This window comes from Variovorax sp. GW823-FHT04F07 (genome assembly GCF_058795995.1).
Map to the genome: position 1 here is coordinate 53250 of NZ_JBXAIG010000011.1, position 26601 is coordinate 79850.

Annotated in this window: 27 protein-coding genes and 1 tRNA gene; 13 read left to right on the plus strand and 15 right to left on the minus strand. The window is 68.9% G+C overall.

Features of this window, described 5'->3' with window-relative positions:
* Positions 1-87: 87 nt before the first annotated feature.
* The 4 genes from boxC to AC1RAA_RS30400 are packed head-to-tail and all read left to right on the plus strand — an operon-like array spanning position 88 to position 5011.
* On the plus strand, positions 88-1761 hold the full coding sequence (gene boxC / locus AC1RAA_RS30385) for a 2,3-epoxybenzoyl-CoA dihydrolase (RefSeq protein ID WP_095743080.1): 1674 nt from the start codon (positions 88-90) through the stop codon (positions 1759-1761).
* Between the two features lie 34 nt (positions 1762-1795).
* Positions 1796-3223: a benzoyl-CoA 2,3-epoxidase subunit BoxB gene (boxB, locus tag AC1RAA_RS30390; RefSeq protein WP_062470322.1), complete on the plus strand. Its 1428-nt coding sequence runs from the start codon at positions 1796-1798 to the stop codon at positions 3221-3223.
* A gap of 50 nt (positions 3224-3273) precedes the next feature.
* A complete protein-coding gene (boxA, locus tag AC1RAA_RS30395; protein ID WP_062470507.1) occupies positions 3274-4554 on the plus strand; it encodes a benzoyl-CoA 2,3-epoxidase subunit BoxA in 1281 nt (426 codons plus the stop codon).
* A gap of 10 nt (positions 4555-4564) precedes the next feature.
* Positions 4565-5011 (plus strand): MaoC family dehydratase, encoded by a 447-nt coding sequence (locus AC1RAA_RS30400; RefSeq protein ID WP_492729948.1) that lies wholly within the window; start codon positions 4565-4567, stop codon positions 5009-5011.
* A gap of 106 nt (positions 5012-5117) precedes the next feature.
* On the opposite strand, the gene AC1RAA_RS30405 is transcribed toward AC1RAA_RS30400, so the two are convergent.
* Positions 5118-5594 (minus strand): hypothetical protein, encoded by a 477-nt coding sequence (locus AC1RAA_RS30405; RefSeq protein WP_062470328.1) that lies wholly within the window; start codon positions 5592-5594, stop codon positions 5118-5120.
* 249 nt (positions 5595-5843) lie between these two features.
* Between AC1RAA_RS30405 and AC1RAA_RS30410 the strand changes: the two genes are divergently transcribed.
* From AC1RAA_RS30410 to AC1RAA_RS30420, 3 genes are all read left to right on the plus strand, one after another.
* The gene (locus AC1RAA_RS30410; protein ID WP_492729946.1) at positions 5844-6305 is read left to right on the plus strand and encodes an RrF2 family transcriptional regulator; all 462 of its coding nucleotides are present in this window, start codon (positions 5844-5846) and stop codon (positions 6303-6305) included.
* Positions 6295-7197: an NAD(P)/FAD-dependent oxidoreductase gene (locus AC1RAA_RS30415; RefSeq protein WP_492729944.1), complete on the plus strand. Its 903-nt coding sequence runs from the start codon at positions 6295-6297 to the stop codon at positions 7195-7197. Before AC1RAA_RS30410 ends, AC1RAA_RS30415 begins: the two co-directional genes overlap by 11 nt.
* Positions 7198-7260: 63 nt before the next feature.
* Positions 7261-7336 (plus strand) — tRNA-Gly (locus AC1RAA_RS30420).
* Positions 7337-7390: 54 nt separating this feature from the next.
* On the opposite strand, the gene fahA is transcribed toward AC1RAA_RS30420, so the two are convergent.
* Genes fahA through AC1RAA_RS30455 form a run of 7 tightly spaced genes read right to left on the minus strand, consistent with a single transcriptional unit; the run spans position 7391 to position 13619 of the window.
* On the minus strand, positions 7391-8713 hold the full coding sequence (gene fahA, locus AC1RAA_RS30425) for a fumarylacetoacetase (protein ID WP_492729943.1): 1323 nt from the start codon (positions 8711-8713) through the stop codon (positions 7391-7393).
* 2 nt (positions 8714-8715) lie between these two features.
* On the minus strand, positions 8716-9522 hold the full coding sequence (locus AC1RAA_RS30430; RefSeq protein ID WP_095743084.1) for a cyclase family protein: 807 nt from the start codon (positions 9520-9522) through the stop codon (positions 8716-8718).
* 49 nt (positions 9523-9571) lie between these two features.
* Positions 9572-10363: an ABC transporter permease gene (locus AC1RAA_RS30435; protein ID WP_492729942.1), complete on the minus strand. Its 792-nt coding sequence runs from the start codon at positions 10361-10363 to the stop codon at positions 9572-9574.
* Positions 10360-11130 (minus strand): ABC transporter permease, encoded by a 771-nt coding sequence (locus AC1RAA_RS30440; RefSeq protein ID WP_492729940.1) that lies wholly within the window; start codon positions 11128-11130, stop codon positions 10360-10362. Before AC1RAA_RS30440 ends, AC1RAA_RS30435 begins: the two co-directional genes overlap by 4 nt.
* Complete coding sequence (locus tag AC1RAA_RS30445; protein ID WP_070061385.1) at positions 11123-11908, minus strand: ABC transporter ATP-binding protein; 786 nt, start codon at positions 11906-11908, stop codon at positions 11123-11125. Before AC1RAA_RS30445 ends, AC1RAA_RS30440 begins: the two co-directional genes overlap by 8 nt.
* Positions 11905-12852 carry an ABC transporter substrate-binding protein gene (locus AC1RAA_RS30450; RefSeq protein ID WP_492729938.1) on the minus strand — a complete coding sequence of 316 codons (948 nt, stop codon included), beginning with the start codon at positions 12850-12852 and terminating at the stop codon, positions 11905-11907. Before AC1RAA_RS30450 ends, AC1RAA_RS30445 begins: the two co-directional genes overlap by 4 nt.
* The gene (locus AC1RAA_RS30455) at positions 12849-13619 is read right to left on the minus strand and encodes a TetR/AcrR family transcriptional regulator (RefSeq protein ID WP_492729936.1); all 771 of its coding nucleotides are present in this window, start codon (positions 13617-13619) and stop codon (positions 12849-12851) included. The genes AC1RAA_RS30450 and AC1RAA_RS30455 overlap by 4 nt, the downstream gene beginning before the upstream one ends.
* Positions 13620-13719: 100 nt before the next feature.
* On the opposite strand from AC1RAA_RS30455, the gene AC1RAA_RS30460 reads away from it, so the two are divergent.
* Together AC1RAA_RS30460 and AC1RAA_RS30465 are read left to right on the plus strand one after the other, a co-directional pair.
* The gene (locus AC1RAA_RS30460; protein ID WP_492729934.1) at positions 13720-15714 is read left to right on the plus strand and encodes an acetoacetate--CoA ligase; all 1995 of its coding nucleotides are present in this window, start codon (positions 13720-13722) and stop codon (positions 15712-15714) included.
* 31 nt (positions 15715-15745) lie between these two features.
* Complete coding sequence (locus AC1RAA_RS30465) at positions 15746-16189, plus strand: YbaY family lipoprotein (RefSeq protein ID WP_492729932.1); 444 nt, start codon at positions 15746-15748, stop codon at positions 16187-16189.
* A 31-nt stretch (positions 16190-16220) separates the two neighbouring features.
* On the opposite strand, the gene AC1RAA_RS30470 is transcribed toward AC1RAA_RS30465, so the two are convergent.
* Together AC1RAA_RS30470 and AC1RAA_RS30475 are read right to left on the minus strand one after the other, a co-directional pair.
* Complete coding sequence (locus AC1RAA_RS30470; protein ID WP_492729930.1) at positions 16221-18185, minus strand: adenylate/guanylate cyclase domain-containing protein; 1965 nt, start codon at positions 18183-18185, stop codon at positions 16221-16223.
* A gap of 226 nt (positions 18186-18411) precedes the next feature.
* A complete protein-coding gene (locus AC1RAA_RS30475) occupies positions 18412-19125 on the minus strand; it encodes a 2OG-Fe(II) oxygenase (protein WP_492729928.1) in 714 nt (237 codons plus the stop codon).
* 120 nt (positions 19126-19245) lie between these two features.
* Between AC1RAA_RS30475 and AC1RAA_RS30480 the strand changes: the two genes are divergently transcribed.
* Complete coding sequence (locus tag AC1RAA_RS30480) at positions 19246-19755, plus strand: GFA family protein (protein ID WP_492729926.1); 510 nt, start codon at positions 19246-19248, stop codon at positions 19753-19755.
* 16 nt (positions 19756-19771) lie between these two features.
* Here the strand turns inward: AC1RAA_RS30480 and AC1RAA_RS30485 are convergent, their stop codons facing one another.
* From AC1RAA_RS30485 to AC1RAA_RS30495, 3 genes are all read right to left on the minus strand, one after another.
* Entirely contained in the window at positions 19772-20500 is a 729-nt protein-coding gene (locus tag AC1RAA_RS30485) for a nucleotidyl transferase AbiEii/AbiGii toxin family protein (RefSeq protein WP_492729924.1), read from the minus strand.
* Positions 20493-20987: a helix-turn-helix domain-containing protein gene (locus tag AC1RAA_RS30490; RefSeq protein WP_492729922.1), complete on the minus strand. Its 495-nt coding sequence runs from the start codon at positions 20985-20987 to the stop codon at positions 20493-20495. Before AC1RAA_RS30490 ends, AC1RAA_RS30485 begins: the two co-directional genes overlap by 8 nt.
* Positions 20988-21050: 63 nt before the next feature.
* A complete protein-coding gene (locus tag AC1RAA_RS30495) occupies positions 21051-21953 on the minus strand; it encodes a LysR substrate-binding domain-containing protein (RefSeq protein WP_062470368.1) in 903 nt (300 codons plus the stop codon).
* 185 nt (positions 21954-22138) lie between these two features.
* Between AC1RAA_RS30495 and AC1RAA_RS30500 the strand changes: the two genes are divergently transcribed.
* From AC1RAA_RS30500 to AC1RAA_RS30510, 3 genes are read left to right on the plus strand one after another with little or no spacing between them, the layout of a single operon-like run.
* Entirely contained in the window at positions 22139-23338 is a 1200-nt protein-coding gene (locus AC1RAA_RS30500) for an acyl-CoA dehydrogenase (RefSeq protein ID WP_062470370.1), read from the plus strand.
* A gap of 8 nt (positions 23339-23346) precedes the next feature.
* Entirely contained in the window at positions 23347-24585 is a 1239-nt protein-coding gene (locus tag AC1RAA_RS30505) for a CaiB/BaiF CoA transferase family protein (RefSeq protein ID WP_095743094.1), read from the plus strand.
* Between the two features lie 13 nt (positions 24586-24598).
* Entirely contained in the window at positions 24599-25057 is a 459-nt protein-coding gene (locus AC1RAA_RS30510; protein WP_492729920.1) for a VOC family protein, read from the plus strand.
* Here the strand turns inward: AC1RAA_RS30510 and AC1RAA_RS30515 are convergent.
* Positions 25054-25512, minus strand: a complete 459-nt coding sequence (locus AC1RAA_RS30515; protein ID WP_492729918.1) for a CopD family protein — start codon at positions 25510-25512, stop codon at positions 25054-25056. The genes AC1RAA_RS30510 and AC1RAA_RS30515 overlap by 4 nt on opposite strands.
* A gap of 56 nt (positions 25513-25568) precedes the next feature.
* Positions 25569-26546: a LysR family transcriptional regulator gene (locus tag AC1RAA_RS30520; RefSeq protein ID WP_492729916.1), complete on the minus strand. Its 978-nt coding sequence runs from the start codon at positions 26544-26546 to the stop codon at positions 25569-25571.
* Positions 26547-26601: the final 55 nt, after the last annotated feature.

Below are 26601 nucleotides of genomic sequence, written 5' to 3' on the forward strand. Positions count from 1 at the left end.
CAGCATGATGCATGTCATCGGAACAAGGAAGTGCATTATTATTCCTGTTCACGGTTTTCTGAACACAGCCCCACAGGAGACTTCCGCATGACCGACACCACGCTCCAGGCGCCCCAGCGCGTCGACTACCGCATCGAACCCGCCCAGTACCGCCACTGGTCGCTGAGCTTCGACGGCGCCATTGCGCGCCTCACGCTCGACATCGCGGAAGACGGCGGCATCCGCCCCGGCTACAAGCTCAAGCTCAACAGCTACGACCTGGGCGTGGACATCGAGCTGAACGACGCGCTCAACCGCATCCGCTTCGAGCACCCCGAAGTGCGCAGCGTGATCGTCACCAGCGGCAAGGACCGCATCTTCTGCTCCGGCGCCAACATCTTCATGCTCGGCGTTTCCAGCCACGCCTGGAAGGTGAACTTCTGCAAGTTCACCAACGAGACGCGCAACGGCATGGAAGACACCTCCAAGCACTCGGGCCTGAAGTTCCTCGCGGCCGTGAACGGCGCCTGCGCCGGCGGCGGCTACGAGCTGGCATTGGCCTGCGACGAAATTTTGCTGGTCGACGACCGCTCCTCGTCCGTCTCGCTGCCCGAAGTGCCGCTGCTCGGCGTGCTGCCCGGCACCGGCGGCCTGACCCGCGTGACCGACAAGCGCCACGTGCGCCACGACCTCGCCGACATCTTCTGCACCAGCGTCGAAGGCGTGCGCGGCCAGCGCGCGGTCGACTGGCGCCTGGTCGATGCCGTGGCCAAGCCCGCACAGTTCCCCGCCGCCGTGCAGGAACGCGCCACCCAACTCGCCGCCGGCAGCGACCGCCCCGCCGGCGCCAAGGGCGTGGCCCTGACCCGCGTCGAACGCACCGACAGCGCCGACGGCATCGCGTACGCCAACGTCAACGTGCAGATCGACCGCAGCAAGCGCACCGCGACGATCACCGTGAAGGCACCCACCGGCGCGCAGCCGGCCGACATCGCCGCCATCGAAGCCGCGGGCGCCGCCTGGTGGCCGCTGGCCGTGTGCCGCGAGCTCGACGACGCCATCCTCAACCTGCGCACCAACGAACTCGACGTCGGCACCTGGCTGCTCAAGACCGAAGGCGACGCCGCCGCCGTGCTCGCATCGGATGCCGTGATGTTCGCGAACAAGGACCACTGGCTGGTGCGCGAAACCATCGGCGGCCTGCGCCGCACGCTGGCGCGCCTCGATGTGTCGTCGCGCAGCCTGTTCGCGCTGGTCGAGGCCGGCTCGTGCTTCGCCGGCACGCTGGCCGAGCTGGCCTTCGCGGCCGACCGCACCTACATGCTCGCGCTGCCCGACGACGCCGCGCGCGCACCGAAGCTCACGCTCAACGAATTCAACTTCGGCTTCTTCCCGATGGTGAACGACCAGAGCCGCCTGCAGCGCCGCTTCTATGAAGAGACCGCACCGCTCGAAGCCGCGCGCGCCGCCGCCGGCCAGGCGCTCGACGCCGACGAAGCCGTGAAGCTCGGCCTCGTCACCGCCGCGCCCGACGACATCGACTGGGACGACGAGATCCGCATCGCCATCGAAGAGCGCGCCGCCATGTCGCCCGACGCGCTCACCGGCCTCGAAGCCAACCTGCGCTTCGCCAGCAAGGAGAACATGGCCACCCGCATCTTCGGCCGCCTCACGGCCTGGCAGAACTGGATCTTCAACCGCCCCAACGCCGTCGGCGAGAAGGGCGCGCTGAAGGTCTACGGCACCGGCCAGAAAGCCGGCTTCGACCTGAACCGCGTTTGAGCACAGAGCAGTCCGCACAACCCAAGGAACAACGATGAGCACGATCAACTACAGCGAGAAGATCCCCAACAACGTCAACCTCGGCGAAGACCGCACGCTGCAGCGCGCGCTCGAAGGCTGGCAGCCCAACTTCATCAACTGGTGGGACGACGTGGGCCCCGAGGGCTCGACCAACCACGAGGTGTACCTGCGCACCGCCGTGAGCGTCGACCCGCAGGGCTGGGCGCAGTTCGGCCACGTGAAGATGCGCGACTACCGCTGGGGCATCTTCCTGAACCCGGGCGACGCCAACCGCGAAGTGCACTTCGGCGACCACAAGGGCGAGAAGGTCTGGCAGGACGTGCCCGGCGAACACCGCGCCAACCTGCGCCGCATCATCGTCACGCAGGGCGACACCGAGCCCGCGTCGGTCGAGCAGCAGCGCCACCTGGGCCTCACGGCGCCGTCGATGTACGACCTGCGCAACCTGTTCCAGATCAACGTCGAGGAAGGCCGCCACCTGTGGGCCATGGTCTACCTGCTGCAGAAGCACTTCGGCCGCGACGGCCGCGAAGAGGCCGACGCGCTGCTGCAGCGCACCTCGGGCGACGCCAACAACCCGCGCATCCTGGGCGCCTTCAACGAGAAGACGCCCGACTGGCTCGCGTTCTTCATGTTCACCTACTTCACCGACCGCGACGGCAAGTTCCAGCTGGCCGCGCTGGCCGAGAGCGCGTTCGACCCGCTGGCGCGCACCACGAAGTTCATGCTGACCGAAGAGGCGCACCACATGTTCGTGGGCGAGAGCGGCGTGTCGCGCGTCATCGCGCGCACCGCGCAGGTGATGAACGAGCTCAAGACCGACGACGCGCAGAAGATCCGCGCCGCCGGCTGCATCGACCTGGGCACCATCCAGCGCTACCTGAACTTCCACTACTCGGTGACCATCGACCTGTTCGGCGCCGACCAGTCGAGCAACGCCGCCATCTTCTACAGCTCGGGCCTGAAGGGCCGCTACGAAGAAGGCAAGCGCGACGACGACCACGTGCTCAAGGGCCAGACCTACAAGGTGCTCGAGGTGAAGGACGGCCAGCTCGTCGAGAAGGATGTGCCGATGCTCAACGCCCTGAACGAAGTGCTGCGCGACGACTTCATCAAGGACTCGGTGGCCGGCGTCGGCCGCTGGAACAAGGTGCTCGAGAAGGCCGGCATTCCCACCCGCCTGGTCGTGCCGCACAAGGCCTTCAACCGCCAGATCGGCGCACTCGCCGGCATCAAGATGTCGCCCGAGGGCCGCGTGGTGAACGACATCGAATGGGCCGCCAAGCGCGACGAATGGCTGCCGAGTTCCGAAGACTTCGCTTTCGTGGCATCGTTGATGGGCCGCGTGATCGAGCCGGGCAAGTTCGCAGGCTGGATCTCGCCGCCGGTGATGGGCATCAACCGCCAGCCTGTCGACTTTGAATACGTGCGTTTCGGCTGAGCGTCTGGATATGAAGCCCTCGTCCCCACGGCGAGGGCATGGAGAACAACATGGACATGGTCGTTGAAGCCGGGGTCATCAAGCAGCACCTGATCGACCCCGAGATCTGCATCCGCTGCAACACCTGCGAGGCGACCTGCCCCGTGAACGCGATCACGCACGACGACAACAACTATGTCGTTCGCGCGGACGTCTGCAATGGCTGCATGGCCTGCATCTCGCCGTGCCCCACGGGCTCGATCGACAACTGGCGCACCATGCCGCTGGTGCGCGCGTACACCATCGAAGAGCAGCTCACGTGGGAAGAACTGCCCGCCGAGCTGTCGCCCGAAGAACTCGAGGCGGCGGGCGTGTCCGGCGCCGCCGCCGAGGCCGCGGAAGTGCCTGCCCAGACGCAGGCCCAGGCCGCCGTGCAGGGCACCGAGCCCGCCTTCAATTCCGCGCAGTACGGCGCCAGCGTGCCGCCCTGGTCGGCCGCGCATGCCTACACCAACCTCTTTCCGCCGAAGACGCCGACCACCGCCACCGTGGTGGGCAACTTCAACTGCACCGAGGCCGGCTTCGACAGCGAGACCCACCACATCGTGCTCGACTTCGGCGTGGTGCCGTTCCCGGTGCTCGAAGGCCAGTCGATCGGCATCGTGCCGCCGGGCGTCGATGCCATCGGCAAGCGCCACCATGCGCGCCAGTACTCGGTGGCCAGCCCGCGCAACGGCGAGCGGCCCGGCTACAACAACGTCTCGCTCACCGTGAAGCGCGTCACCGAGGACCACGAGGGCGACCCGGTGCGCGGCGTGTGCTCCAACTACGTGTGCGACCTCAAGGTGGGCGACACCGTGCAGGTGGTGGGGCCCTTCGGCGCCTCGTTCCTGATGCCGAACCACCCCAAGTCGCACATCGTGATGATCTGCACCGGCACTGGCAGCGCGCCCATGCGCGCCATGACCGAATGGCGCCGGCGCCTGCGCAAGAGCGGCAAGTTCGAAGGCGGCAAGCTCATGCTGTTCTTCGGCGCGCGCACGCAGCAGGAGCTGCCGTACTTCGGCCCACTGCAGTCGCTGCCGAAAGACTTCATCGACATCAATTTCGCGTTCTCGCGCACGCCGGGCCAACCCAAGCGCTACGTGCAGGACCTGATGCGCGAACGCGCCGCCGACCTGGCCGCGCTGCTGAAAGACGGCGCCAGTCACTTCTACGTGTGCGGCCTCAAGAGCATGGAAGAGGGCGTGGTGCTCGCACTGCGTGACGTGGCGAAGGAAGCGGGGCTCGACTGGGACACCGTCGGCGCGCAACTCAAGCGCGAAGGTCGTCTGCACCTCGAAACGTACTAAGCTGCGGCGGATGCAGTTCGCCGACTTCCACGCAGGCCAGGTCATCGAGGCCGGGCCTTATGTGCTCACCGAAGCCGAACTCGTGCAGTTCGCGCGGGCCTACGACCCGCAGTGGTTTCACACCGACGCCGAGGCGGCCGCAGGCGGCCCCTTCGGCGGGCTCATCGCGAGCGGCTGGCACACCTGCTCGATCGCGATGCGGCTGGTGGTCGAGGCGGCGCTGGCCGGTTCCGAATCGTTCGCGTCGCCCGGGCTCGAGCACGTGCGCTGGCCGAACCCCGTGCGACCCGGCGATGCGCTGCGGCTCGTGGCCGATGTGATCGAGGTGCGTCGCTCCGAGAAGCGCCCTACGCTGGGCATCCTGCGCTGGCGCTGGCGGCTGTTCAACCAGCGCGCGCTGGTGGTGCTCGACACCGAAGTCACCAGCCTCTTCAAGCTGCCCGCCCCCGACCTCTGAACGACACAAGCCCGCAACGCATGGCGCGTTGCGGGCTTGATTTCTTCTTGCGGAGCGATGCGCTGCAGCCGCCGCGTCCGGCCGCTGCAGCGATGCGGGGTGCGACTTACTTCTTGTGCAAGTCCACCGCGCCCGAGCCCTGGGCCTTGCCGCTCGCCTTGGCGCCGGCCGTGGCCGGTTTCACGGCGCCGCCCACGGCGCCCGCGGCACCGGTCGCGCTGTTCACGGTGCTGCCCACGGTGTTGGTCACACCGCCGACGGCTTGCGTCGCGCCGCCCACGGCGCCGGTGGCACCGCCGACCGCACCCGTGGCCGTGCCGAGCACGCCACCGACGGCATTGCCCACGCCGCCGGTCGCGCCGGAGGTGGAGGTGTCCGCGTTGGCATCGGCCGACGCACCGGTCTGCGCGCGAGCGCCTGCTGCGCCGCCTTGTGGCGTCGCGCCGGTGCTGCCCGAGGCCTTCACATCGGCGTTGACCCCCACGCCGACCCCGACGCCTTGCGCCTGGGCCGTCCCGCCGAGGGCCAGCAGGCCCGCCAGCATGGCGCCGATGAAGATGCGGTTGGTTGCATGTGTAGTCATGAGTGACAGTTCCTTTCGTTGCTGAGTCACGGTTTGCAGAACCGACCGGGGTTCGATCGATTCGGGGGCAACCATGACGGGCCGGCAGGTTGTCGCCATGTGCGGCGCGTTCGCTCGACGCTGTGGGAATCGGCCGTCGGCGGAATCGGGGGCTCGTGCGTTAGGGCGGCGTTTGCAAATCCCCGCCCGATCCGGGGTTTCTTGGCGCGATGCGCCGCGTCATCGAAAACATGCAACTCATAATGTTGCATGAAACGAGACGGCAAGCTTTCCGGCGTGCTCCACGTGCTGCTGCACATGGCGGAGCTGGACGCCCCCATCACCTCCGAGGCGCTCGCCGCGGCGATGCAGACCAACCCCGTGGTCGTGCGCCGGCTCATGGCGGGCCTGCGGCAGGCCGGCTTCGTCAGCTCGGCCAAGGGCCATGGGGGCGGCTGGGTGCTGTCATGCTCGTTGAGTTCGGTGACGCTGGGCGACATCCACAACGCCGTCGGCGCGCCTGCGTTGCTGGCCATGGGCAACCGCACCGAGAGCCCGGGCTGCATCGTCGAGCAGGCGGTGAACGCGGCGCTCGACGGCGCCTGCCAGGAGGCCGAGGCGCTGCTGCTGCGGCGGCTCAACGGGATCACGCTGGCCGATCTCTCCAGGGACTTTCATCGCCGCATGACGGGTGGCGGCTTCACCGCGAAGGACATCGCACATGCGCTATGACGCACTCATCGTGGGCGGCAGCTTTGCCGGCCTCTCCGCCGCCATGCAACTGGCGCGCGCACGCAGGAAGGTCTGCGTGGTCGACGCGGGCGCGCCGCGCAACCGCTTCGCCGCCGCCTCGCACGGCTTCTTCGGGCAGGACGGCATGCCGCCGCTGCAGATGATTGCCGATGCGCGCGACAAGCTGCTCGCCTATCCGTCCGTCACCTTCGTCGAAGGCACGGTGACTGCGGCGACGGCCGATGGCACGGAGGGCTTCACGGTTTCGTTGAACAACGGGGAACAGCTCTCGACGCGCAAGCTGCTGCTGGCCTTCGGCGTGCAGGACGGCCTGCCGGACATCGCGGGGCTCGGCGAGCGCTGGGGCAAGAGCGTGCTGCACTGTCCTTATTGCCACGGCTACGAGTTCGGCGACCGTCCGCTGGGCGTGCTCTTTCACAGCGCGCATCCGCCGGACCACGCGTTGCTGATCGCCGAGTGGGGCCCGACCACGCTCTTCCTGAATGGCGAGGAAGGGCCGGACGCCGAGGCACGCGCCCGGCTGCAATCACGCGGCGTGGCCGTGGAGCCCGGGCGCATCGCCGGCCTCGAAGGGCAGGGGACGGACCTCGCGGCCGTGCGCCTGGACGACGGGCGGCGCGTGCCGATCGAGGCGCTGTTCGTGGCGCCGCACACGCGGCCGGCCAGTCCGCTGGCCGAGCAACTGGGCTGCGCGTTCGACGACGGCCCCACGGGCCCGGTGCTGCGCGTCGATGCGATGAAGACGACCACGGTGCCCGGCGTGTACGCGGCGGGCGATGTGGCGATGGCTTTTTCCAACGCCACGCTGGCCTCGGCCGACGGGCTGTTCGCCGGGGTGTCGATGCACCGCGCGCTGGTGTTCGGCGCCTGATTTCAAATTTTTTCGGGGGAGGATGGCAAACCGCCTCAAACCACCCTATAATCTGAGGCTCACGCGGGAATAGCTCAGTTGGTAGAGCGCAACCTTGCCAAGGTTGAGGTCGAGAGTTCGAGACTCTTTTCCCGCTCCAAATCGCATGAAAAGGCCACCTCACCAGGTGGCCTTTTTCATTGGCGCGTCGCTTTCAACCCCGCGCCGGCAGCACGGTCCCTCGGCTCTCGCCGAAACCGATGCGCGCATGGCCGGGCTTCTCGCACCAGCCGCGCAGCAGCACCGCATCCCCGTCTTCTAGGAAACCGCGCGTCTCGCCGTTGGCCAGCGTCACCGGGGTTTGGGCCGCGCGCGTCAGCTCGATGATCGCGCCGGCCTCGCCCTCGCCGGGGCCCGAGATGGTGCCGCTGCCGAACAGGTCGCCCGGGTTCAGGCTGCAGCCGCCCACCGTGTGGTGCGCCACCATCTGCGCAATGCTCCAGTACTGGTGCCGGAAGCTCGTGCCCGACAGGCGCGACGGCCCGGTCTTCTGCGCGCGCGCCTTTTCGCTTTCGAGCCAGACCTCGAGCCGGATGTCGAGCGCGCCGCCTTCTCGGTTCGCGCTGCTTTCCAGGTAGGCCAGCGGTTGCGGCTCGTTCGCGGGCCGCGTCCACGCCTGGCGGTAGGGCGCCAGCGCTTCCATCGTCACGATCCACGGCGAGATCGTGGTCGCGAAGTTCTTCGCCAGGAAGGGCCCGAGCGGCGCCATCTCCCAGAACTGGATGTCGCGCGCCGACCAGTCGTTGAGCAGGCAGATACCGAAGATGTGCTCTTCCGCGCGCGCGAGCGGAATCGCCTCACCCTGCGCATTGCCCTGGCCGATCCACACGCCCAGCTCCAGCTCGTAGTCGAGCCGCGCGCAGGCCTGGTAGGTCGGCGCCTTCGCGCCGGGCGCCATGGCCTGGCCCATCGGCCGGTGAAAGCGCTGGCCGCTCACGCCGATGGTCGACACGCGCCCGTGGTACGCGGTCGGCACCCAGCGGAAGTTGGGCGTGACGTCGCCGTCGGGGTTCATCAGGCGGCTGATGTTCAGCGCGTGGTCGATCGAGGTGTAGAAGTCGGTGTAGTCGCCGATGCGCGCGGGCACGGTGTATTCGACCTCGGCCTGCGGCACGAGGCAGCCGCGCAGATCGTCCGCGGTCGCGGCCGGCGCATCGCTGTGCAGCAGCTCGAAGACTGCGTGGCGCAGCGCCTGCCAGGCGGGCGGGCCGAGCGCGAAGAAATCGTTCAGCGCGGGCAGGGCGGCGGCGCGCGCCGCATCGAGCGCCAGGCCGTCGACGTGCGAGCCCGCGGCCAGCGCCGCGAGGTCGAGCACCTGGTCGCCGATGGCCACGCCGCCGCGAAACGGCTCGGGGCTGCCCGTGCGGCGGAACATCGCATACGGCAGGTTCTGGATCGGAAAGTCGCTGCCCGCGACGTTGGCCGAGGCGACCCAGCTGCGGGCGCCGGCGTCGTGCGTGTGGTTGAGTTCGATCATGTTCAGACCGACGCCATCAGTGCGTCGTCGAAGATCGCCACCGCGCGCGTCCAGCCCGCCGACGCGCCGCGGATCTTGTGCGGGAAGCAGCTGATGAAAAAGCCCGTGGGCGGCAGCACCTCGAGGTTGTGCAGTTTCTCGATGTGGCAATAGCCGATGTCGCGCCCGGCCTTGTGGCCTTCCCAGATGAGCGAGGCGTCGTGTGTCTCGCCGTACTTCTTGGCGGTGTGCACGAAGGGCGCGTCCCAGCTCCACGCGTCGGTGCCCGTGAGGCGCACGCCGCGCTCCAGCAGGTACATCGTCGCTTCGTAGCCCATGCCCGCGCCGGCCGACACGTAGTCGGGGTTGCCGTAGCGCGAGCCGGCGCGCGTGTTGACCACCACGATCTCCAGCGGGCTCAGCGTGTGGTTGATGCGCTTGAGCTCGGCCTCGACATCGGCGGCCGTGACCACATAGCCGTCGGCGAAGTGGCGAAAGTCGAGCTTCACGCCGGGCTGGAAGCACCATTCGAGCGGCACGTCGTGGATGGCGATGGCGGGCTTCTTCTCGCCCAGCGCCTTGTCCATGGTCGAGTGAAAGTGATAGGGCGCGTCGAGGTGCGTGCCGTTGTGCGTGGACAGCTGCACCAGCTCCACGGCCCAGCCTTCGCCGTCGGGCAGGTCTTCTTTCTTCAGGCCGGGAAAGAAGGGCTCGATCTGCTCGAAGGTGTGCTCGTGCGTGAAGTACTGGATCTTCGGCGCGAAGGCCGGCGGATCGGACAGCACGTCGTTTTCGAGAAAGATCGACAGGTCGACGAACTTGCGTGGCATGGCGAGGCTCCTTGTGGGGTGTAGGTTTTGAAGGAATCGATCGAATCAATCAGGGCTGCTGCCAGCGCAGCAGGCGCTTCTCGGCCAAGGCCAGCAGCGCGTTGCTCACGAAGCCGATGAGCCCGAGCAGCACGATGCCGGCGAACAAATCGCTGGCGCGGAAGGCGCGCGCCGCCAGCAGGATGGCCTGGCCCAGGCCGCTTTGCGAGGCGATCATTTCGCCCACCACCGCGACGATGAGCGCGATGGTCAGCGCCAGCCGCATGCCGGCCAGGATGTCGGGCATGGCGTTGGGCAGGCCCATCTTCCAGATGTACGCGGTGCGCGACATCTGCAGGCAGCGCGCCACTTCCGACAGGCGCGGCTCCACCGCCGCGAAGCCGTGCACCGTGGCCAGCAGCACCGGCCACATCGCGCCGAAGGCGACCACGAACAGCACCATGCCGGGGTTCAGCCCGAAGATCGAAATGGCCAGCGGCAGCAGCGCCGAGGCAGGCAGCGGACGGATGAACTCCAGCGTCGGTTGCACCCACGCGCGCACGGCGGGCGACACGCCGATGGCCGCGCCCAGCAGCACGCCGAACAGCGACGCCAGCAGCCAGCCTTCGACCATGCGGCCCACCGTGGCCTGCGTGAAGGCGAGCAGTTCGCCGTTGCCATCGTTGCCCGCAGAGAGATTGAGCCCTTCGAGCAGGCTCGCGAGCGTGGCCTGCGGCGTCGGCAAAAACACGCGGCTGACCCAGCCCGCGTTGCTCGCCACCCACCACAGCGCGACCAGTGCGAGCAGCACGCCCACCGAGCCGAGCCACCCCAGACCCAGTCGGTCGTTGCGGTTGTTCATGGCTGCACCCCCATGCGGCGCGCGACCCAGGCCTGCAGCCGCACCATGCCCGCGTTGACCGCGAAGCCCACCACGCCGATCCAGCCCAGCCACGCGAGCATCAGCGCGGGGTCGAAGCTCTGCTGCGCGATCATCATCGCGTAGCCCATGCCGTGCGGATTGGCGGCGATTTCGACCGTCACGGCCACCACCAGCGCCACCGCCACACCGAGGCGCAGCGCGACGAACAGGCGTGGCACGATGGCCGGCAGCACGATCTTGAAGGCACGTTCGCGCGCCGACAGCCCGAGCACGCGGCTCACCTCGAGCAGCCGGGGCTCGATCTGCTGCACCGCCGACTGCACCAGCACCAGCAGCGGCCAGAAGGTGGCGAAGGCGACGATGGCCACTTCCATGCGCACGCCGAAACCGAAGCCCAGCATCGCGAGCGGGATCAGCGCGACGGAAGGCACGGGGCGCAGCACCTCGATGGACACGGCGCCCAGCTGCGCCGCACGGCGCGAGAGCCCGAGCACCAGCCCGAATGCAATGCCGAACACCGCACCCAGCAGCAGGCCGAGTGCCGCCGTGCCGAGCGTGAAGCCCGTGGCCTGCCAGAGCGAGCCGTCCATGGCCGCGCCGACGAAGGCCTTGGCCGCCGCGCTCGGTGGTGCGAGCGCATCGCTGCCCAACGCCGCCGCGCGCCGCGCGTACCACTCGAAGGCGCCGACCAGCAGCGCGGGAAACACCCACGGCCGCAGCCAGCGGAAGACGCGGCCTTCAGTCATGGCCCTGCTCGATGAAGGCGAACAGCTCACGCCGCAACTGCAGGTATTCCGGATGCTCCTTCGTCGTGAGCTGGTCGCGCGGACGCGGGATCTTCACGTCGATCATCCGCGCCAGGCTCGGCCGTCCCGGCCCGGGATTGGCCTGCAGCGCGATCACGCGGTCGCCGAGGTAGATGGCTTCTTCCAGGTCGTGCGTGACGAACAGCACCGTGAGCCCGTCGTCGCGCACCAGCCGCGCGAGCTCGTCCTGCAGGCTCTGGCGCGTGAGCGCGTCCAGCGCGCCGAAGGGCTCGTCCATCATCATCAGCTCGGGCTTCTGCGCGAGGCAGCGCGCAATCTGCGCGCGCTGCTGCATGCCGCCCGACAGCTGCACCGGAAACTTGTGCGCATGCTTGGCGAGCCCGACCTTGCCGAGCACGTCGGCGATGCGCGGCGCGCGCTCGGTCGCGGGCACGCCGGCCGCTTCGAGCGCCAGGCTCACGTTGCCTTCGACCGTGCGCCACGGCAGCAGTGCGCGGCCGTAGTCCTGGAACACGAAGGCCACTTCGCGCGAGGGCGCCGTCATCGGCACGCCCTTTCGCCGCACTTCGCCGGCGCTGGCCGTGACGAGGCCGCTGGCCGCGCGCAGCAGCGTGGTCTTGCCGCAGCCGCTCGGGCCGACGATGCAGACGAACTCGCCGCGCGCCACGTCGAACGAGGTGGGCGACAGGATCTCGCGCCCGCCGAGGCGGATGGTGACGCCGTCGAAGCGCAAGAAGGAATCGGCGGCCGCGCTCACTTGGCGATCAGCTTCGCAACGTCGATGTTCGTCTTGAGCATGTCCTGCTCCTTCATGAGCCCGGTCCAGTAGCCCAGCTGCTTGTCGGTGACGACCGGGCCGGGCGGCGAGACCTGCACCTTGGCCAGCACCTCGGGCGGCAGCTTGATGTACTTGCCGATGGCCGTGCGCACCTTCGCGTCGTTCTTCTGCTGCTGGATGAAGGCGCCGGCCTCGACCAGCGCCTCGCGGAAGGCGCGCGCCGTGGCGGGGTTCTTCGCCACCCACTCGCGCTTGGCCGCATGCACGATGGTCTGGTTGTTCTCGGGCAGGAAGGTCGAGTAGTACGAGGCCACGTAGCCCGCGCCGCTCTCGGTGATGCGGCTCATGAACGGGTCGGCCGACACCACCGCATCGACCGAGCCGCCGCGCAGCAGGTCGGCATGCTGCGGGAACGCGGCCTCGATGAAATTGACCTTGCGGTAGTCGACGCCGCTGTCCTTCAGCCACGCGCGGAAGGTCACGTGCAGGAAGGCGCCCAGGCCCGGCACGCCGATCTTCTTGCCCACGCAGTCCTGCGCGCTCTTGATGCCCGAGCCCGCGCGCGCCACGAGGCCGAAGCCCGTGATCGTCTTCGAGGTGAGGCCGCCGCCGGCCACCAGCACGAGGTCGAGCCCGCCGTCCACGGCCTGCAAAAACACCGAGGGCGTGGGGCCGCCGATCTGCAGCGAGTCGGACTGCAGCGCGGCGGGGATGGTGGAGTTCAGCGGAATGAACTTCAGCTCCACGTCGAGGCTGCGCTTCTTGAAGTAGCCCTCTTCGGCCGCCACGAAGACCGAGGCGAAGTCGGTCACCGCCGTGTAGCCGAACACGATCTTCGGGTGGGCCTGCTGTGCGCGCGAAGGCAACGAGGCGGTGGCCGATGCGGCCGCGAGCGCCGACAGCAGGGTGCGTCTTTTCATCATGGCTGGGGTCTCCTGGGGATGGTCTTTTTCGTGCGTGAGGACTTGGCGGCGGGGGCCTTCGACGTCGCCTTCGGTTTCGGCAGCGCGGCGCGCAGGCCGCCGGCGATGAAGTTCACGAGCATCGGCGCCACGGCCGGATCGGCGCGCGTGTTCTCGCCGCGCGAGAGCCGTTCGATGCGGCTGTCGGTCAAGTGGTGCAGCAGCGCGCCCAGCGCGAACTGGTAGCCCCATGCGACCTGGCTGCGCGAAACATGTGGCAGCGCGACGTGCAGCGCGTCGATGTAGGCCTCGGCCAGCGGGTCGAAGTAGCCGCGCAGCACGCGGTCGGCTTCCTCGGTGGCGTGGTACAGCTCGCGTGCCACCAGCAGTGCGTAGTACTCGCCCTCGGTGCTCGCGCGCAGCGCCAGCACGGGCGCGGTGAAGGCTTCGATGATGCGCGGCAGCGTGCGCGCGTCGTCGGGGTCGATGGTCACGGCCGCGAGGCGCGCGAGCCGCTCCTCGATGCTGTGGCTCCAATGTTCGAAGATCGCGTGGAACAGCTCATGCTTCGGGCCGAAGTAGTAGCCCACCAGCGCGAGCGGCACGCCGGCTTCTTCGGCGATCTGGCGGATCGTCACGGCGTGGTAGCCGTGCTGCGCAAAGAGCTTCTCGGCCGCCAGCAGGATGGCCTGGCGGCGGTCGGGCCGGGCGGCCTCGGGCGCGACGGTCGGGGCGCGTGATGCAGGCGAGGCGCTGCGTTTTCGGGCCGGCGGTGTGCGAGCGTTCATGGGGGCGTATTGAACGGCTGTACAAAAATGTTGAACACACGTACAAACCCTGAGGTCAACCCTCATTGAGCACGGCCGTTCGCGGCGCTACGCTCGTGGCATGCCCGCTCCCAACATCCCCCAGATCCGCCTTTATCAGAACTGGCTGCGCGACACGCGCGGCCTGGCCTTCGACAGCTACGACGCGCTGTGGCGCTGGTCCGTCACCGACCTCGATGCCTTCTGGCAGAGCATCTGGGACTACGCCGGCCTGCGCTCGCCCACGCCGCACACCGCGGTGCTCGCCGAACGGCGCATGCCCGGCGCGCGCTGGTTTCCCGGCGCGCAGGTCAACTACACGCGCGAGGTGCTGCGCCACGCCGACGCGGCCCATGCGGCCGGCCTGCCCGCCATCGTCAGCGACAACGAACGCGGCGAGGTGCGCGAGCTGTCGTGGCCCGAGCTGCGTCGGCAGGTGGCCTCGGTGGCGCTCACGCTGAAGTCGCTCGGCGTGCGCCGCGGCGACCGCGTGGCCGCCTACATGCCAAACGTGCCCGAGACCATGGTGGCGTTCCTCGCGTGCTCCAGCATCGGCGCGGTGTGGAGCGTGTGCGCGCCCGACATGGGCACGGCCGCCGTGGCCGACCGCTTCCGCCAGATCGAACCCACGCTGCTCATCGCGGTCGACGGCGTGCACTACGGCGGCAAGCCGCTGGACCGCAGCACCGTGCTGCAGGAGCTGCGTGGCCAGCTGCCGAGCGTGCAGAAGCTGCTGCTCGTGCGGACGCCCTTTGCCGCGAACGCGGTGGCGCACGACGTCGAATGGCAGCAGGCCATCGCGCGCGACGACGCCGAAGTCGCAGCCTTCGAGCCCGAGTGGCTGCCCTTCGACCACCCGATCTGGATCGTCTATTCAAGCGGCACCACCGGCCTGCCCAAGCCCATCGTGCACGGGCAGGGCGGCATCCTGCTGACCATGCACGCCTGCGGCCTGCACAACGACGTGGGCGCGAGCTACGGCGCCAACAACTTCGGCGAGCGCTACCACTGGTACAGCTCCACGGGCTGGGTGATGTGGAACTCGCAGCTCTCGGGCCTGGCCTTCGGCGCCACCATCTGCATCTACGACGGCAACCCGGCGGGCAGCAAGGACAAGCCCGACTGGGGCGTGCTGTGGCGCTTCGTCGCGAAGCACCGTGTCACCTTCTTCGGCGCGGGCGCGGCCTACTTCACCAACTGCATGAAGGCGGGGCTCGTCGCGAAAGACTGCGGCGACCTGTCGCGCGTGCGCGCCTTGGGCAGCACCGGTTCGCCGCTGCCCGACGAGGTGCAGCGCTGGGGCTCGCAGCAGATCCTCGACGCGGGCTCGAAAGAGGTGTGGTGGTGCAACATCTCGGGCGGCACCGACTTCTGCGGCGCCTTCGTCGGCGGCAACCGCGAGCTGCCCGAAGTGCCGGGCCAGATGCAGTGCCGCGAACTCGGCCACGCGGTCGAGGCCTGGAACGAGCAGGGCCAGCCGGTCATCGGCGAAGTCGGCGAGCTGGTGTGCACGCAGCCCATTCCGTCGATGCCGCTGTACTTCTGGGGCGACGAAGGCAACGCACGTTATGTGTCGAGCTACTTCGACACCTACCCCGGCGTGTGGCGCCACGGCGACTGGATCAAGGTCGGCAGCGACGGCGGCTGCATCATCTACGGCCGCAGCGACGCCACCATCAACCGCCAGGGCCTGCGCATGGGCACGAGCGAAATCTACAGCGCGGTCGAAGGCCTGCCCGAGGTGCTCGACTCGATGGTGGTCGACCTCGAATACCTGGGCCGCGACAGCTACATGCCGCTGTTCGTGGTGCTGCGCCCCGGCGTGGCGCTCGACGAGGCCATGCGCACGCGCATCCACAATGCGATTAAGACCTCGCTGTCGCCGCGCTTCGTGCCCAACGACATCTTCCAGGTGGCCGAGATTCCGCGCACGCTGTCGGGCAAGAAGCAGGAGCTGCCGATCAAGAAGCTGCTGCTGGGCCAGCCGATCGAGAAGGTCGTGAACCGCGAGGCGATGGCAAACCCCGGCAGCCTGGACTGGTATGTGGCTTTCGCTGCGGAGCGGGCCTCCGCATAATGGGGCGATGAAAAGACGCACCAGCCTCCTCATGCTCTCCGCCGTTGCCGGCGCCTCCGTCCTGAGCGCCTGCGCGGGCGGCTCGCCGGGCACGCCGGCCCAACCCGCCGCCGCACCGCTGCGCGTGACGGGCACCGTGGCCTACCGCGAGCGCATCGCGCTCGACCCCGCGGCCGAAGTGCGCGTGCAACTGCTCGACGTGTCGCGCATGGACGCGCCCTCGGTCGTGCTCGCCGAGCAGCGCATTCCCTCCAACGGCAAGCAGCCGCCTTTCGCCTTCGAGCTCAGCGTCGATGCCGCGCGCATCGACCCGCGCATGCGCTACGCCGTGGCGGCGCGCATCACGCGCGGCGAGCAGCTGCTGTTCATCAACGACACGCAGTATTCGGTGCTCACGCAGGGCAACGGCACCACCGCCAACCTGATGCTGGTGCGCGTGGCCACGCCGCCTGCGCCGCCGCGCCCCTCGCGCTGATCGACCGACCCGCGCGACAGGCTCGCGCGGATCAGGTCAGCAGTTCGTGGAGCACCATGCGCGTCTGCCGGCCGCGCAGCTCCACCAGCTCTTCGATGCGCCGCGTGGCCAGCCGGCCGTTCAGGGCCGCGTAGGTGACTTCCGAGATCAGCATGCGCGTGCCCAGCTGGCGGTTCGCGCCTTCGATGCGACTGGCCACGTTCACCACGTCGCCGAACGCCGTGTACGACAGCCGGTCGTTCGAGCCCAGCACCCCCGCCACCACCACGCCCGTGTGAATGCCGATGTGCGTGCGGAACTCGGGCAGGCCCTGTTCGGCCCACTGCCGGTTGAGCTGGTGCATCTCGGCGTGCAGCTCGAGCGCGGCGCGGCAGGCCTTGTACTCGGCGTCTTCCAGGTCGGCCGGCGCGCCCCACAGCACCATGATGCCGTCGCCGATGAACTTGTCGATCACGCCGCCGTGGCGCGCGAACACCGCGGCCGCGAGGTTGAAGTAGTCGGTCAGTTGGCGCACCAGCACGTCGGCCGCGATCGATTCGGAGATCGACGTGAAGCCCTCCACGTCGGTGAACATCACCGTCACCTGGCGTGGCGAGCCGTTGGGCGCGAGCGCGTGGCCCTGCGCCACCAGCTGGTTGATCACGTCCACCGGCACGAACTTGCTGAAGGCCTTGAGGCTGCGCGCCGAATCGTCGAGCGCCTGGTCCAGGTGCTGGATCTCGAGCACGCGGCTCGGCTCGCGCGGCAGGTCGTCGAGCTCGAGGCGGCCGATGCGGTGCGCGATGCGCGAGAGGTTCTCGACCGGCGCCGTCACCAGCTTCGACAGCTTGAGCGACATGTACAGCGCCAGCCCCAGGAACACCAGCGCCAGCAGCAGCGACCACGCCACCGCGCGCCGCAGGCCGCCCAGCAGTACGTCTTCGGGCACCCAGCTGACGAGCTGCCAACCGGTGGCGGGAATGCGCGAGGCCTGCACCAGGTAGCGCCGGCCTTCGTGGCTGAAGGCGAAGGCCTTGTCGCTGCCGCTGCCGGCGATGCCGTCAGCCGTCATCTGTGCATCCAGCGCGCCGAGCGCACCCGTGGGCGCTTCCAGCGTGTGCAGCACGCCGGGCATGTCGCTGCGCGCGAGCACCTTGTGGTCGGCACTGAGCAGCGCGCTGTTGCCGTTGCCGTTGCGGCTGAACAGGCGCACGAACTCCGACAGCCGGCCCAGCGACACGTCACCCGCCACCACCATCGCCTGCGGGCTGCCCTCGGCCTGTCGGCGTTGGCTGGGCAGCGCGTAGGTCACGCCCAGCTCCTGCGCGGCGGCGAACACATAGGGGATGGTCCAGACCGGCCCCTGCGTCTTGCGCGCCTGCACGAACCAGCTGCGCTGCGTCGGGTTGTAGTTGCTGCGGTAGGCCTCCACGCGCTGCGTGGCAAAGCGCTGCTGCACGTCGGCCTCGGAGCCCAGCGGCAGCTTGTACTGCCAGGTCTCGGTGGTGAAGCCGTCGCCGCGCGCGATGTGGCGGATGGCCGGCACCGGGTAGCGCAGCGCCATCAGCATCTTGCCCTCGACGTTCGCCACGTAGACGCTGTCGAGCTCGGGCGACTGCTGCAGCAGCGTCCACAGGAGCTCGGCCGTGCGCTCGACGTTCTCACCCGCGGGCGTGAGGCTGGGCGAGCTGCCGATCGCGCCGACCGCCGACTCGGCCTTGGCCAGGAAGGCCAGCACCTTGTCCTCGGTGCGGTCGTGGTTCGACTTGTGCGCCGAGGTGCCGATCGTCGTCACCAGCCGCTGCGAGCCCCAGTAGCCCAGCGTGACCAGCAGCAGCGACTGCGCGAGCGCCACGGCACTGACGATGGAGCCGACATCGACCCGGAAGCGACGCGGGCGTCGGGGCGGCGGACTCTCGGCAGTGGAAGGGGACGGGGATGGTGGCACCGGCGTGGTGACGTGCGCGAAAGACGGGCGACCCGTCCCATCCGGTGGCCCGGACGATTCCTTGTACATACAGCTCCCTGACGACAACTCGGAACGGACCCCGGCTCCTCCTCACGAGGTCGTGGTCCGGCGTCCGGAGGGTGTTGCGGGGCCGATCGTGTGCGCCGGCCATCCTGGCAATCCCCCGGATGCGCGCGGGATTTTCGCCTGTATTTGGTACATGTGTGCAACTTTGCACGCTTGGTGCGATGTTGCTGCGCCCGAGGGCTTGATTGCGAACGGACGTTCGTTCTATTCAGCGCGCGTCGTGAAAGATCAGGCCCAGCGTGTGGCGCTGTCCGCTGCGCACGCGGCTCACGCCGTGGCGCATCGTCACGCGGTAGCTGCCGCGCGTGCCCGCCACGGGCCGCTGGTTCACCGCGAAGACCACGGCCTCGCCCTGTGCGAGCGACACCACCTCGGCGCGCGACTGCATGCGCGGGCGCTGCTCGGTCAGCACGAACTCGCCGCCCGTGAAGTCTTCACCGGGCTGGCTCAACAGCACCGTGAGCTGCAGTGGAAATTGCAGGTCGCCGTACAGGTCCTGGTGCAGGCAGTTGTAGTCGCCCTCGCCGTAGCGCAGCAGCAGCGGAGTGGGGCGCAGCTGGCCCGCCGCGTGGCAGCGCGCGAGGTAGGCCGCGTGGTCCGGCGGGTAGTCGGCCGGCTGGCCCATGGCCGCGGCCCAGGCATTGGCCAGCGGCGCGAGGCGTTCGTACAGCGCGCTGCGGAACGCGACCAGCCTGGGGGGCAGCGGGTTCGCGAAGTACTGGTACTCGCCCTGGCCGAAGCCGTGGCGCTGCATGACCACGCGGCTGCGAAAGCGCGCGCCCTCGTCGTACATGGCCGTGAGCGCGGCACATTCCGCGGGCGTGAACAACGCCCCGGTGACGGCACAGCCGCGGGCGGCGAGGTCGGCATCGATGCGGGGCCAGTCGAGGGCGTGGATGCGGGCGGTGACGGAAGAACTCATGCGGGCAGTGTCGCGCGGTGGCCGGATGCGGGCTCGCCGTTTTCGGACGCGGGTTTCGGTGGGGCCGGGCCCGGCTTGAGCGATCATCCTGAAGACCCAGCCTGAAAGCATTCACATTCAATGAGCACCCAGAACCACACCCCCCAAGACACCGCCAGCGACTGGCAACTCCCCTGGACCGGCGGCTGCCGCTGCGGCCAGGTGCGCCTGCGGATCACCGCACCGCCGCTGCTGGCCATGGCTTGCCACTGCACCGGCTGCCAGCGCATGAGCGCCAGTGCGTTCTCGCTGTCGTTGGCGATCCCCACGCCGGGCTTCGAGGTGGTGTCGGGTGAACCCGTCATCGGCGGGCTGCACGGCGAGGAGTCGCACCACTTCTTCTGCCCGCACTGTAAGAGCTGGATGTTCACGCGCACCGAAGGCATGGACTATTTCGTCAACCTGCGCGCCACCATGCTCGACCGGCACGAATGGGTCGTGCCCTTTGCGGAAACCTGGACCGACGAGAAGCTGCCCTGGGCCACGACGCCCGCGAAGCACAGCTTCGGCACCTTGCCTGCGATGGACGCCTTTCCCGCGATGATTCAGGCGTACGCGCAAGAGGGCGCACGGCCGGCTGCGAAGGACTGAGCGGACCTGCCTCGGTTCAAGTGCCGGGGCTGCGCTTCGCGCGCGGCGCTCGCGGCAGCAGGGCCTTGATGTGCTTGCGCAGCAAGGCCGGCGCAACCGCGGTCATCTGCAGCATGTGCATGCATCGCTCCATGCGTCCGGGCCGCGCCAGCAGCGCGTCGGCGGCCTTCGCGAGATCGGCATCGATGCTGTCGCCGTAGGCGAGCCGCGCTTTGCCTGCCGCGCGCTGCAGCAGGGGCTTGCCGGGCTGCATCATGGCCAGGTCGATCAGGTCGCGGCTGAACACGCTGTCGTCGGCCCAGCGGTCGGAGTTGGCGAGCAGCTTGCTCGCCGCCATGTCCAGCGGCGTGAGGGTGGCGATGCCGTCGATGCGGTCTGCGGCACCGGGGGCTTCGAGCGCGATGCGTGCCTCGAGCACGATCTCGAACTTGATGTCCGTCTCGCCCACGCGAACGGCACTCCGGATGCCGTATTGATCGGCGCGCACCTCGCGGACCTGCTGCAAGCTCGCGCCTTCTCGGGCCAGCGCGCGCAGCCCCTCGCTGCTGGTGGCGAGCTGGCGCAGGCAACGGTAGCCGGCCACATCGGACACGAGGAAGTCGATGTCCACCGACTCGCGGTATTCGCCATGGCGCAGCGCGATGGCGGTGCCGCCGCCGAACAGGCAATGGTTGTCCGCCAGCAGGGGCGCATTCAGCGCCGCGAGCACCTCAGCCACCTGGCGATGGTGGGCGCGCTCAAACATCGAGCGGTTTCCGGCCCAGCAGGCGGGCCAGCTCGGCCAGCAGCTGGCGTTCGTTGTCTTCGAGCGCGGACGGATCGGCGTGGCGCCAGTTGCGCTCGTAGGTGCCCCAGGCCTCTTCGGGCGTGAGTTCCGCGTCCGCCGGCAACTGCCAAGCCAGGCGACGCAGCTGCGCGAAGTCACCAACTCGGACGGTCTTCGTCGGCGTGCCCGAAGACACCGATGTCGCCATCGCTCTGGTGGTGCCTTCGACTGGCGCCGTCACTTCGACATCCAGACCCAGTGCCGCCAGGGCGTTCATGTAGGCCCCCATCGTGACGGAGGGCTCGCCGCGTTCGATGCGATGCAGCGTCATGCGCGACATGCCCGCCGCCTCGGCGGCCGTGGTGGCGCTGATCCTGAGCGACTTCCGACGGGCATGGATATGCCGGCCGAACGCTTCAAGGCGTCGGTTGGCTCTGTCTAAGGTCGGCGGGGCGGTGGAGGGCATATGTGTATCTCATATTAGGCAAAACTAATGAAATGTCTAGTACGAGATACATTTTTGGCTGCTTCAACCTTCCCGCGCCTGCCCCAACAACCAATCACTGAACAGCTTCAGCAACGGCCGCTGGTCCGCCCGCTCCGGCGTCACCAGGTAGTAATTGCGCTCGCCCGACAAGGGCCGCGGGCAGGCCACCACCAGCTCGCCGCGCGCCAGCTCGTCGGCCACCAGCATGGTCGGCATCAACGCCACGCCCAGGCCGTGCGAGGCTGCGGCGGCGAGGATCGAGAACAGCTCGTAGCGCGGGCCGCCGCGGGCGGTGGGCGCGTCGACCTGCTGCGCGTCGAACCACTGGCGCCAGCCGTCGGGGCGCGTGCTCTGTTGCAGCAGCGGCATCCGCGCGATGGCCGCGGGCGACACGGCCTTGCCGTGGGGCAGCAGCGAAGGGCTGCACACGGGCACCACGTCTTCATGCATGAGCAGCAGCGCGCGCGTGCCGGCCCAGTTCTCGACCTGCGCGGGCGTGCCGGCGTACAGCGCGGCGTCGAACTCCGCGTCGGCAAAGAGGAAGGGGCGGGTGCGCGTCTCGATGTGCACCACCACGTCGGGCTGCAGCGCCGCAAAACCGCGCAGGCGCGGCACCAGCCAGCGCGTGGCGAAGGTGGGCACCGCCGCCAGCGACAGCGACCCGCCTTCGCCCTGGTGCGCCATGGCGTCGAGCGTGTCGCGCTCCATGGCCTCCAGGCGGCGGGCGATCTGGCGCGCGTAGGCGGCGCCGCTGGCCGTGAGCGCCACGCCGTGCCGCGTGCGGCGAAACAGCGCCACGCCCAGGAAGGCCTCGAGCGCCCCGACCTGGCGCGACACCGCGCTCTGCGTGAGCGCCAGTTCCTGCGCGGCGCGGGTGTAGCTCTCGTGGCGCGCGGCGGCGTCGAAGCACACGAGGGTTTGCAGGGGCGGGATCTTGCGGCGCATGTATGCCCGGAGTGTATGACTGGCGGATTGGTTTCACCAGTAAATCAACAGGATGTATCTCTCGAGATGTGCGTCAGGCGCATATCTGGGTGAGGATTCATCGTTTGCGCCGGGCCTCCTGCGTGGCTACGATCCACCGCATTCCCCCTTCTTTTGTTTCTTCTTCCTTTTCCGGAGACATCCACATGGCCGCCAAAGCGCAATTCCACTGGGACGACCCCCTTCTTCTCGACCAGCAGCTGACCGACGAAGAACGCATGATCCGCGACGCGGCCAACGCCTACTGCCAGGAGCGCCTGGCGCCCCGCGTCATCGAAGGCTTCCGTACCGGCGAAACCGACCCCGCGATCTTTCGCGAAATGGGCGCGCTCGGCCTGCTCGGCCCGACGATCCCCGAGCAGTACGGCGGCCCCGGCCTGAACTACGTGGCCTACGGCCTGATCGCCCGCGAAGTCGAGCGCGTCGATTCGGGCTACCGCTCGATGGCCAGCGTGCAGAGCTCGCTGGTGATGGTGCCGATCTTCGAATTCGGCACCGAAGCACAGAAGCAGAAGTTCCTGCCCAAGCTCGCCACCGGCGAATGGATCGGCTGCTTCGGCCTGACCGAACCCGACCACGGCTCCGACCCCGGCAGCATGGCCACGCGCGCCAAGAAGGTGCCGGGCGGCTACTCGCTCAGCGGCTCGAAGATGTGGATCAGCAATTCGCCCATCGCCGACGTGTTCGTGGTGTGGGCCAAGGAAGTCAGCGAAAGCGGCACCGTCGGCCCGATCCGCGGCTTCGTGCTCGAAAAGGGCATGAAGGGCCTGACCGCCCCCGCCATCCACGGCAAGGTGGGCCTGCGCGCCAGCATCACCGGCGAGATCGTCATGGACGGCGTGTTCTGCCCTGAAGAAAACGCGTTCCCCGAAGTGCAAGGCCTCAAGGGCCCGTTCACCTGCCTGAACAGCGCCCGCTACGGCATCTCGTGGGGCGCCATCGGTGCCGCCGAAGACTGCTGGCACCGCGCCCGCCAGTACACGCTGGACCGCAAGCAGTTCGGCCGCCCGCTCGCCGCCAACCAGCTCATCCAGAAGAAGCTGGCCGACATGCAGACCGAGATCACGCTGGGCCTGCAAGGCAGCCTGCGCCTGGGCCGCATGAAGGACGAAGGCATCGCCGCAGTGGAAATCACATCGATCATGAAGCGCAACAACTGCGGCAAGTCGCTGGACATCGCCCGCATGGCGCGCGACATGATGGGCGGCAACGGCATCAGCGACGAGTTCGGCGTGGCCCGCCACCTGGTGAACCTTGAAGTCGTGAACACCTACGAAGGCACGCACGACATCCACGCCCTGATCCTGGGCCGCGCCATCACCGGCATCGCAGCTTTCGCCAACTGAACGAACGCATGAGCACCAAGCCCGCAGCACTCGACGGCATCAAGGTCCTCGATCTGTCCCGCGTGCTCGCGGGCCCGTGGTGCACGCAGATCCTCGCGGACCTGGGCGCCGACGTCGTCAAGATCGAACGCCCCGGCGTCGGCGACGACACGCGCACCTGGGGCCCGCCCTTCGTGAAGGACGCGAACGGCCACGACACCGACCAGGCCAGCTACTTCACGTCCTGCAACCGCAACAAGCGCTCGGTCACCATCGACATGGCCACGCCCGAAGGGCAGGCGCTGCTGCAGCAGATGGCGGCGCAGGCCGACATCGTGGTCGAGAACTTCAAGACCGGCGGCCTCAAGCAGTACGGCCTCGACCAGGAAAGCCTGCGCGCGGCCAACCCGCGCCTGATCTATTGCAGCGTGACCGGCTTCGGCCACGACGGCCCCTACGCCGAGCGCGCCGGCTACGACCTGATGATCCAGGCCATGACCGGCATGATGAGCATCACTGGCCGCCCCGACGGCGAGCCCGGCGGTGGCCCGCTGCGCGTGGGCGTGGCGCTCACCGACCTCTTCACCGGCGTGTACGCCAGCACCGCCATCCTCGCGGCGCTGCAGGTGCGCGACCGCACCGGCGAAGGCCAGCACATCGACATGGCGCTGCTCGACGTGGGCATGGCCATCCTCGCCAACCAGGCGAGTGCTTTTCTCAACACCGGCAAGGCGCCGGGCCGCCAGGGCAACACGCACCCGAGCCTCGCGCCGTATCAAGACTTTCCGACGCAGGACGGCGCGATGCTGCTGGCCATCGGCAACAACGGCCAGTTCGCGCGCTTCTGCGAAGCCGCCGGCCACGCCGGATGGGCCGCTGACGAGCGCTTTGCGACCAACACGCTGCGCGTGAAACACCGGGGCGTGCTGATCCCGATGATGGAAGAACTCACGCGCACCCGCACCACCGCCGACTGGGTCGCACTGCTCGAAGACAAGGCCGTGCCCTGCGGCCCCATCAACGACATCGCGCAGGCCTTCGACGACGCGCAGGTCCAGGCGCGCGGCCTGGCCGTCACGCTGCCGCGCGATGCGGGCGACGGCATTGCCAGCATCACCGGCGTGGCGAGCCCGCTGCGCCTCACGGCCACGCCGCCGGTACTGCGCCGCGCACCGCCCGCGCTCGGGCAGCACACGCAGGAGGTGCTGGCCGAAATGGGCGTCGACGCCTCGCGCTTCGAGGCATTGCGCGCGGCCGGGGTGGTCTGACACACTGGCGGGCATGACGCGCCCGCCTGCTTCGTCTCCAGCTTCTTCCGTGGCCGATGCGCCGCCGTTCGCGGTGCTGCGCATCGACCACGTCGTGCTGCGCGTGCGCGACGCCGCGCGGTCCATGGCCTTCTACTGCGACGTGCTCGGCTGCACGCTCGAGAAGCGCCGCGACGACCTCGGCCTCGTGCACCTGCGCGCCGGCAGCAGCCTCATCGACCTCGTCACGCACGACGGCAAGCTGGGCCGCCAGGGCGGCGCGCTGGCCGGGCGCGAGGGGCGCAACGTCGATCACCTCTGTTTGCGCGTCGAGCCTTTCGATGAAGCGGCGATCCGCGCGCGCATGGCGCGGCACGGCGTGCCGGTGCAGGGCGAGGTGCAGAACAACTTCGGGGCCGAGGGCAACGGGCCTTCGATCTACCTCGAAGATCCTGACGGCAACGGCGTTGAATTGAAGGGCCCTGCGGCCTAGCCGCCACGCCCCATCACCGCCACCCCGAACACCACCACGCCCAGCGCGAGGTTCAGCGTCACCAGCTGGCGCACGGTGTTGAGCCGCGCCGCCGCCACGGGCCAGGCGCTGTCGTCCACCGCGCGGCGCAAGGCGCGGAACACCGAGGCACGGATGTAAACGTAGATCGCCGCCATCACGAGCGCGATGCCCATCATGGCCTCGACGCGCCAGTGCACGGCGCGAAAGCCGCCGGTCGCGAGGATCATCGCGAAGCCGCTCACGAACAGCAGCGTGACCGACGCGTCCACCCCGATGAAGAAACGCCGCAGCGTCGCGGCCATCATGCGCAGGCGCAGCGGCGGCTCCAGCGTGGCGACGGCGGCGGGGCGCACGGCGAAGTGCATGACCGCCATGCCGCCGACCCAGAAGGCGGCGCACAGCAGGTGAATGAAGAGGGGAGCGAGGTAGGACATGGGCTCCGATCAGAACACCGAACCGTGCGCGCACGCAACGCAAGCCCCCATGCCCTTCAACCCGTCGCGCCGCGCCCGCGCGTGCTCGCGCGGGGCTTGCCGATGCCCGTGCCCGCGATCGAGTCGGCATAGCGCTTCATGTCCGCCACCACCTGCCGCAGCAGCGTTGCCGCGGCCGGCGGCAGCAGGCGGCCGTGGCGCGACACGATGTGCGAGCGCCCCTGCGACAGCAGCGGGTTCTTCATCGGCAGCTCGACCAGCGACGGGTGGTCGGCATTGGGCGTGAGCGAGATGCGCGTGCCCAGCGTGTAGCCCAGGCCCGCCGACACGAAATGGCCCAGCGCGCTGAACGAGGTGGTGGTCAGCAGCGCGGGCAGCCGCACGCCCTCGCTGATCTCGGCCGCCTCGATGTGCTGGCGCACGCCGAAGTTGCGGTGCAGCGTGGCGCCGGGGTAGGGCAGCAGGTCGGCCAGCTTCAGCGGGCGATCGAGCTGCGCGAGCGGGTGCGAGCCCAGCACCATGGCCTGGATCGGCTGCGCGTGCGACTGGTGCGAGGTGAGCCGTTCGTCCTTCGGCGGCTGGAACAGCATGCCGATGTGGGCGCGCTCCTCGATCACGCGGCGCACGATCTCGTCGGTGCTGGCGACGTCCAGGTTCACCGTGATCTTCGGATGGCTGGCCATGAAGATGCGCAGGCTGTGCCGCATGAGCCAGTCGACATAGCCTTCGCCGGCCACGATGTCGATGTGGCCGCTCTCGATCTTGCGGATGCTGTCCATCTGCGCCAGCAGGTGCTGCTTCTGCCCCTGCTGTCTGCGCACGTAGCCGGCCAGCAGCTGGCCCGCGTCGGTGGGCACCACGCCGCGTCCGTGGCGCTCCAGCAGCGGCAGGCCGCACTCGGTCTCCAGGATGCCGATGGCGCGGCTCACGGCCGACGGGTCCATGTCGAGCACGTCGGCCGCACCGCGCACCGAGCCGCTGTCGAGCACCTGCATGAAGTAGCGCACCCGGCGGGTGTCGAGCTTGTCGTCCATGGCGGTCGTCTCCGAGTGTTGCATTCAATGCAACGAATATCCTTATTTGCGGTCA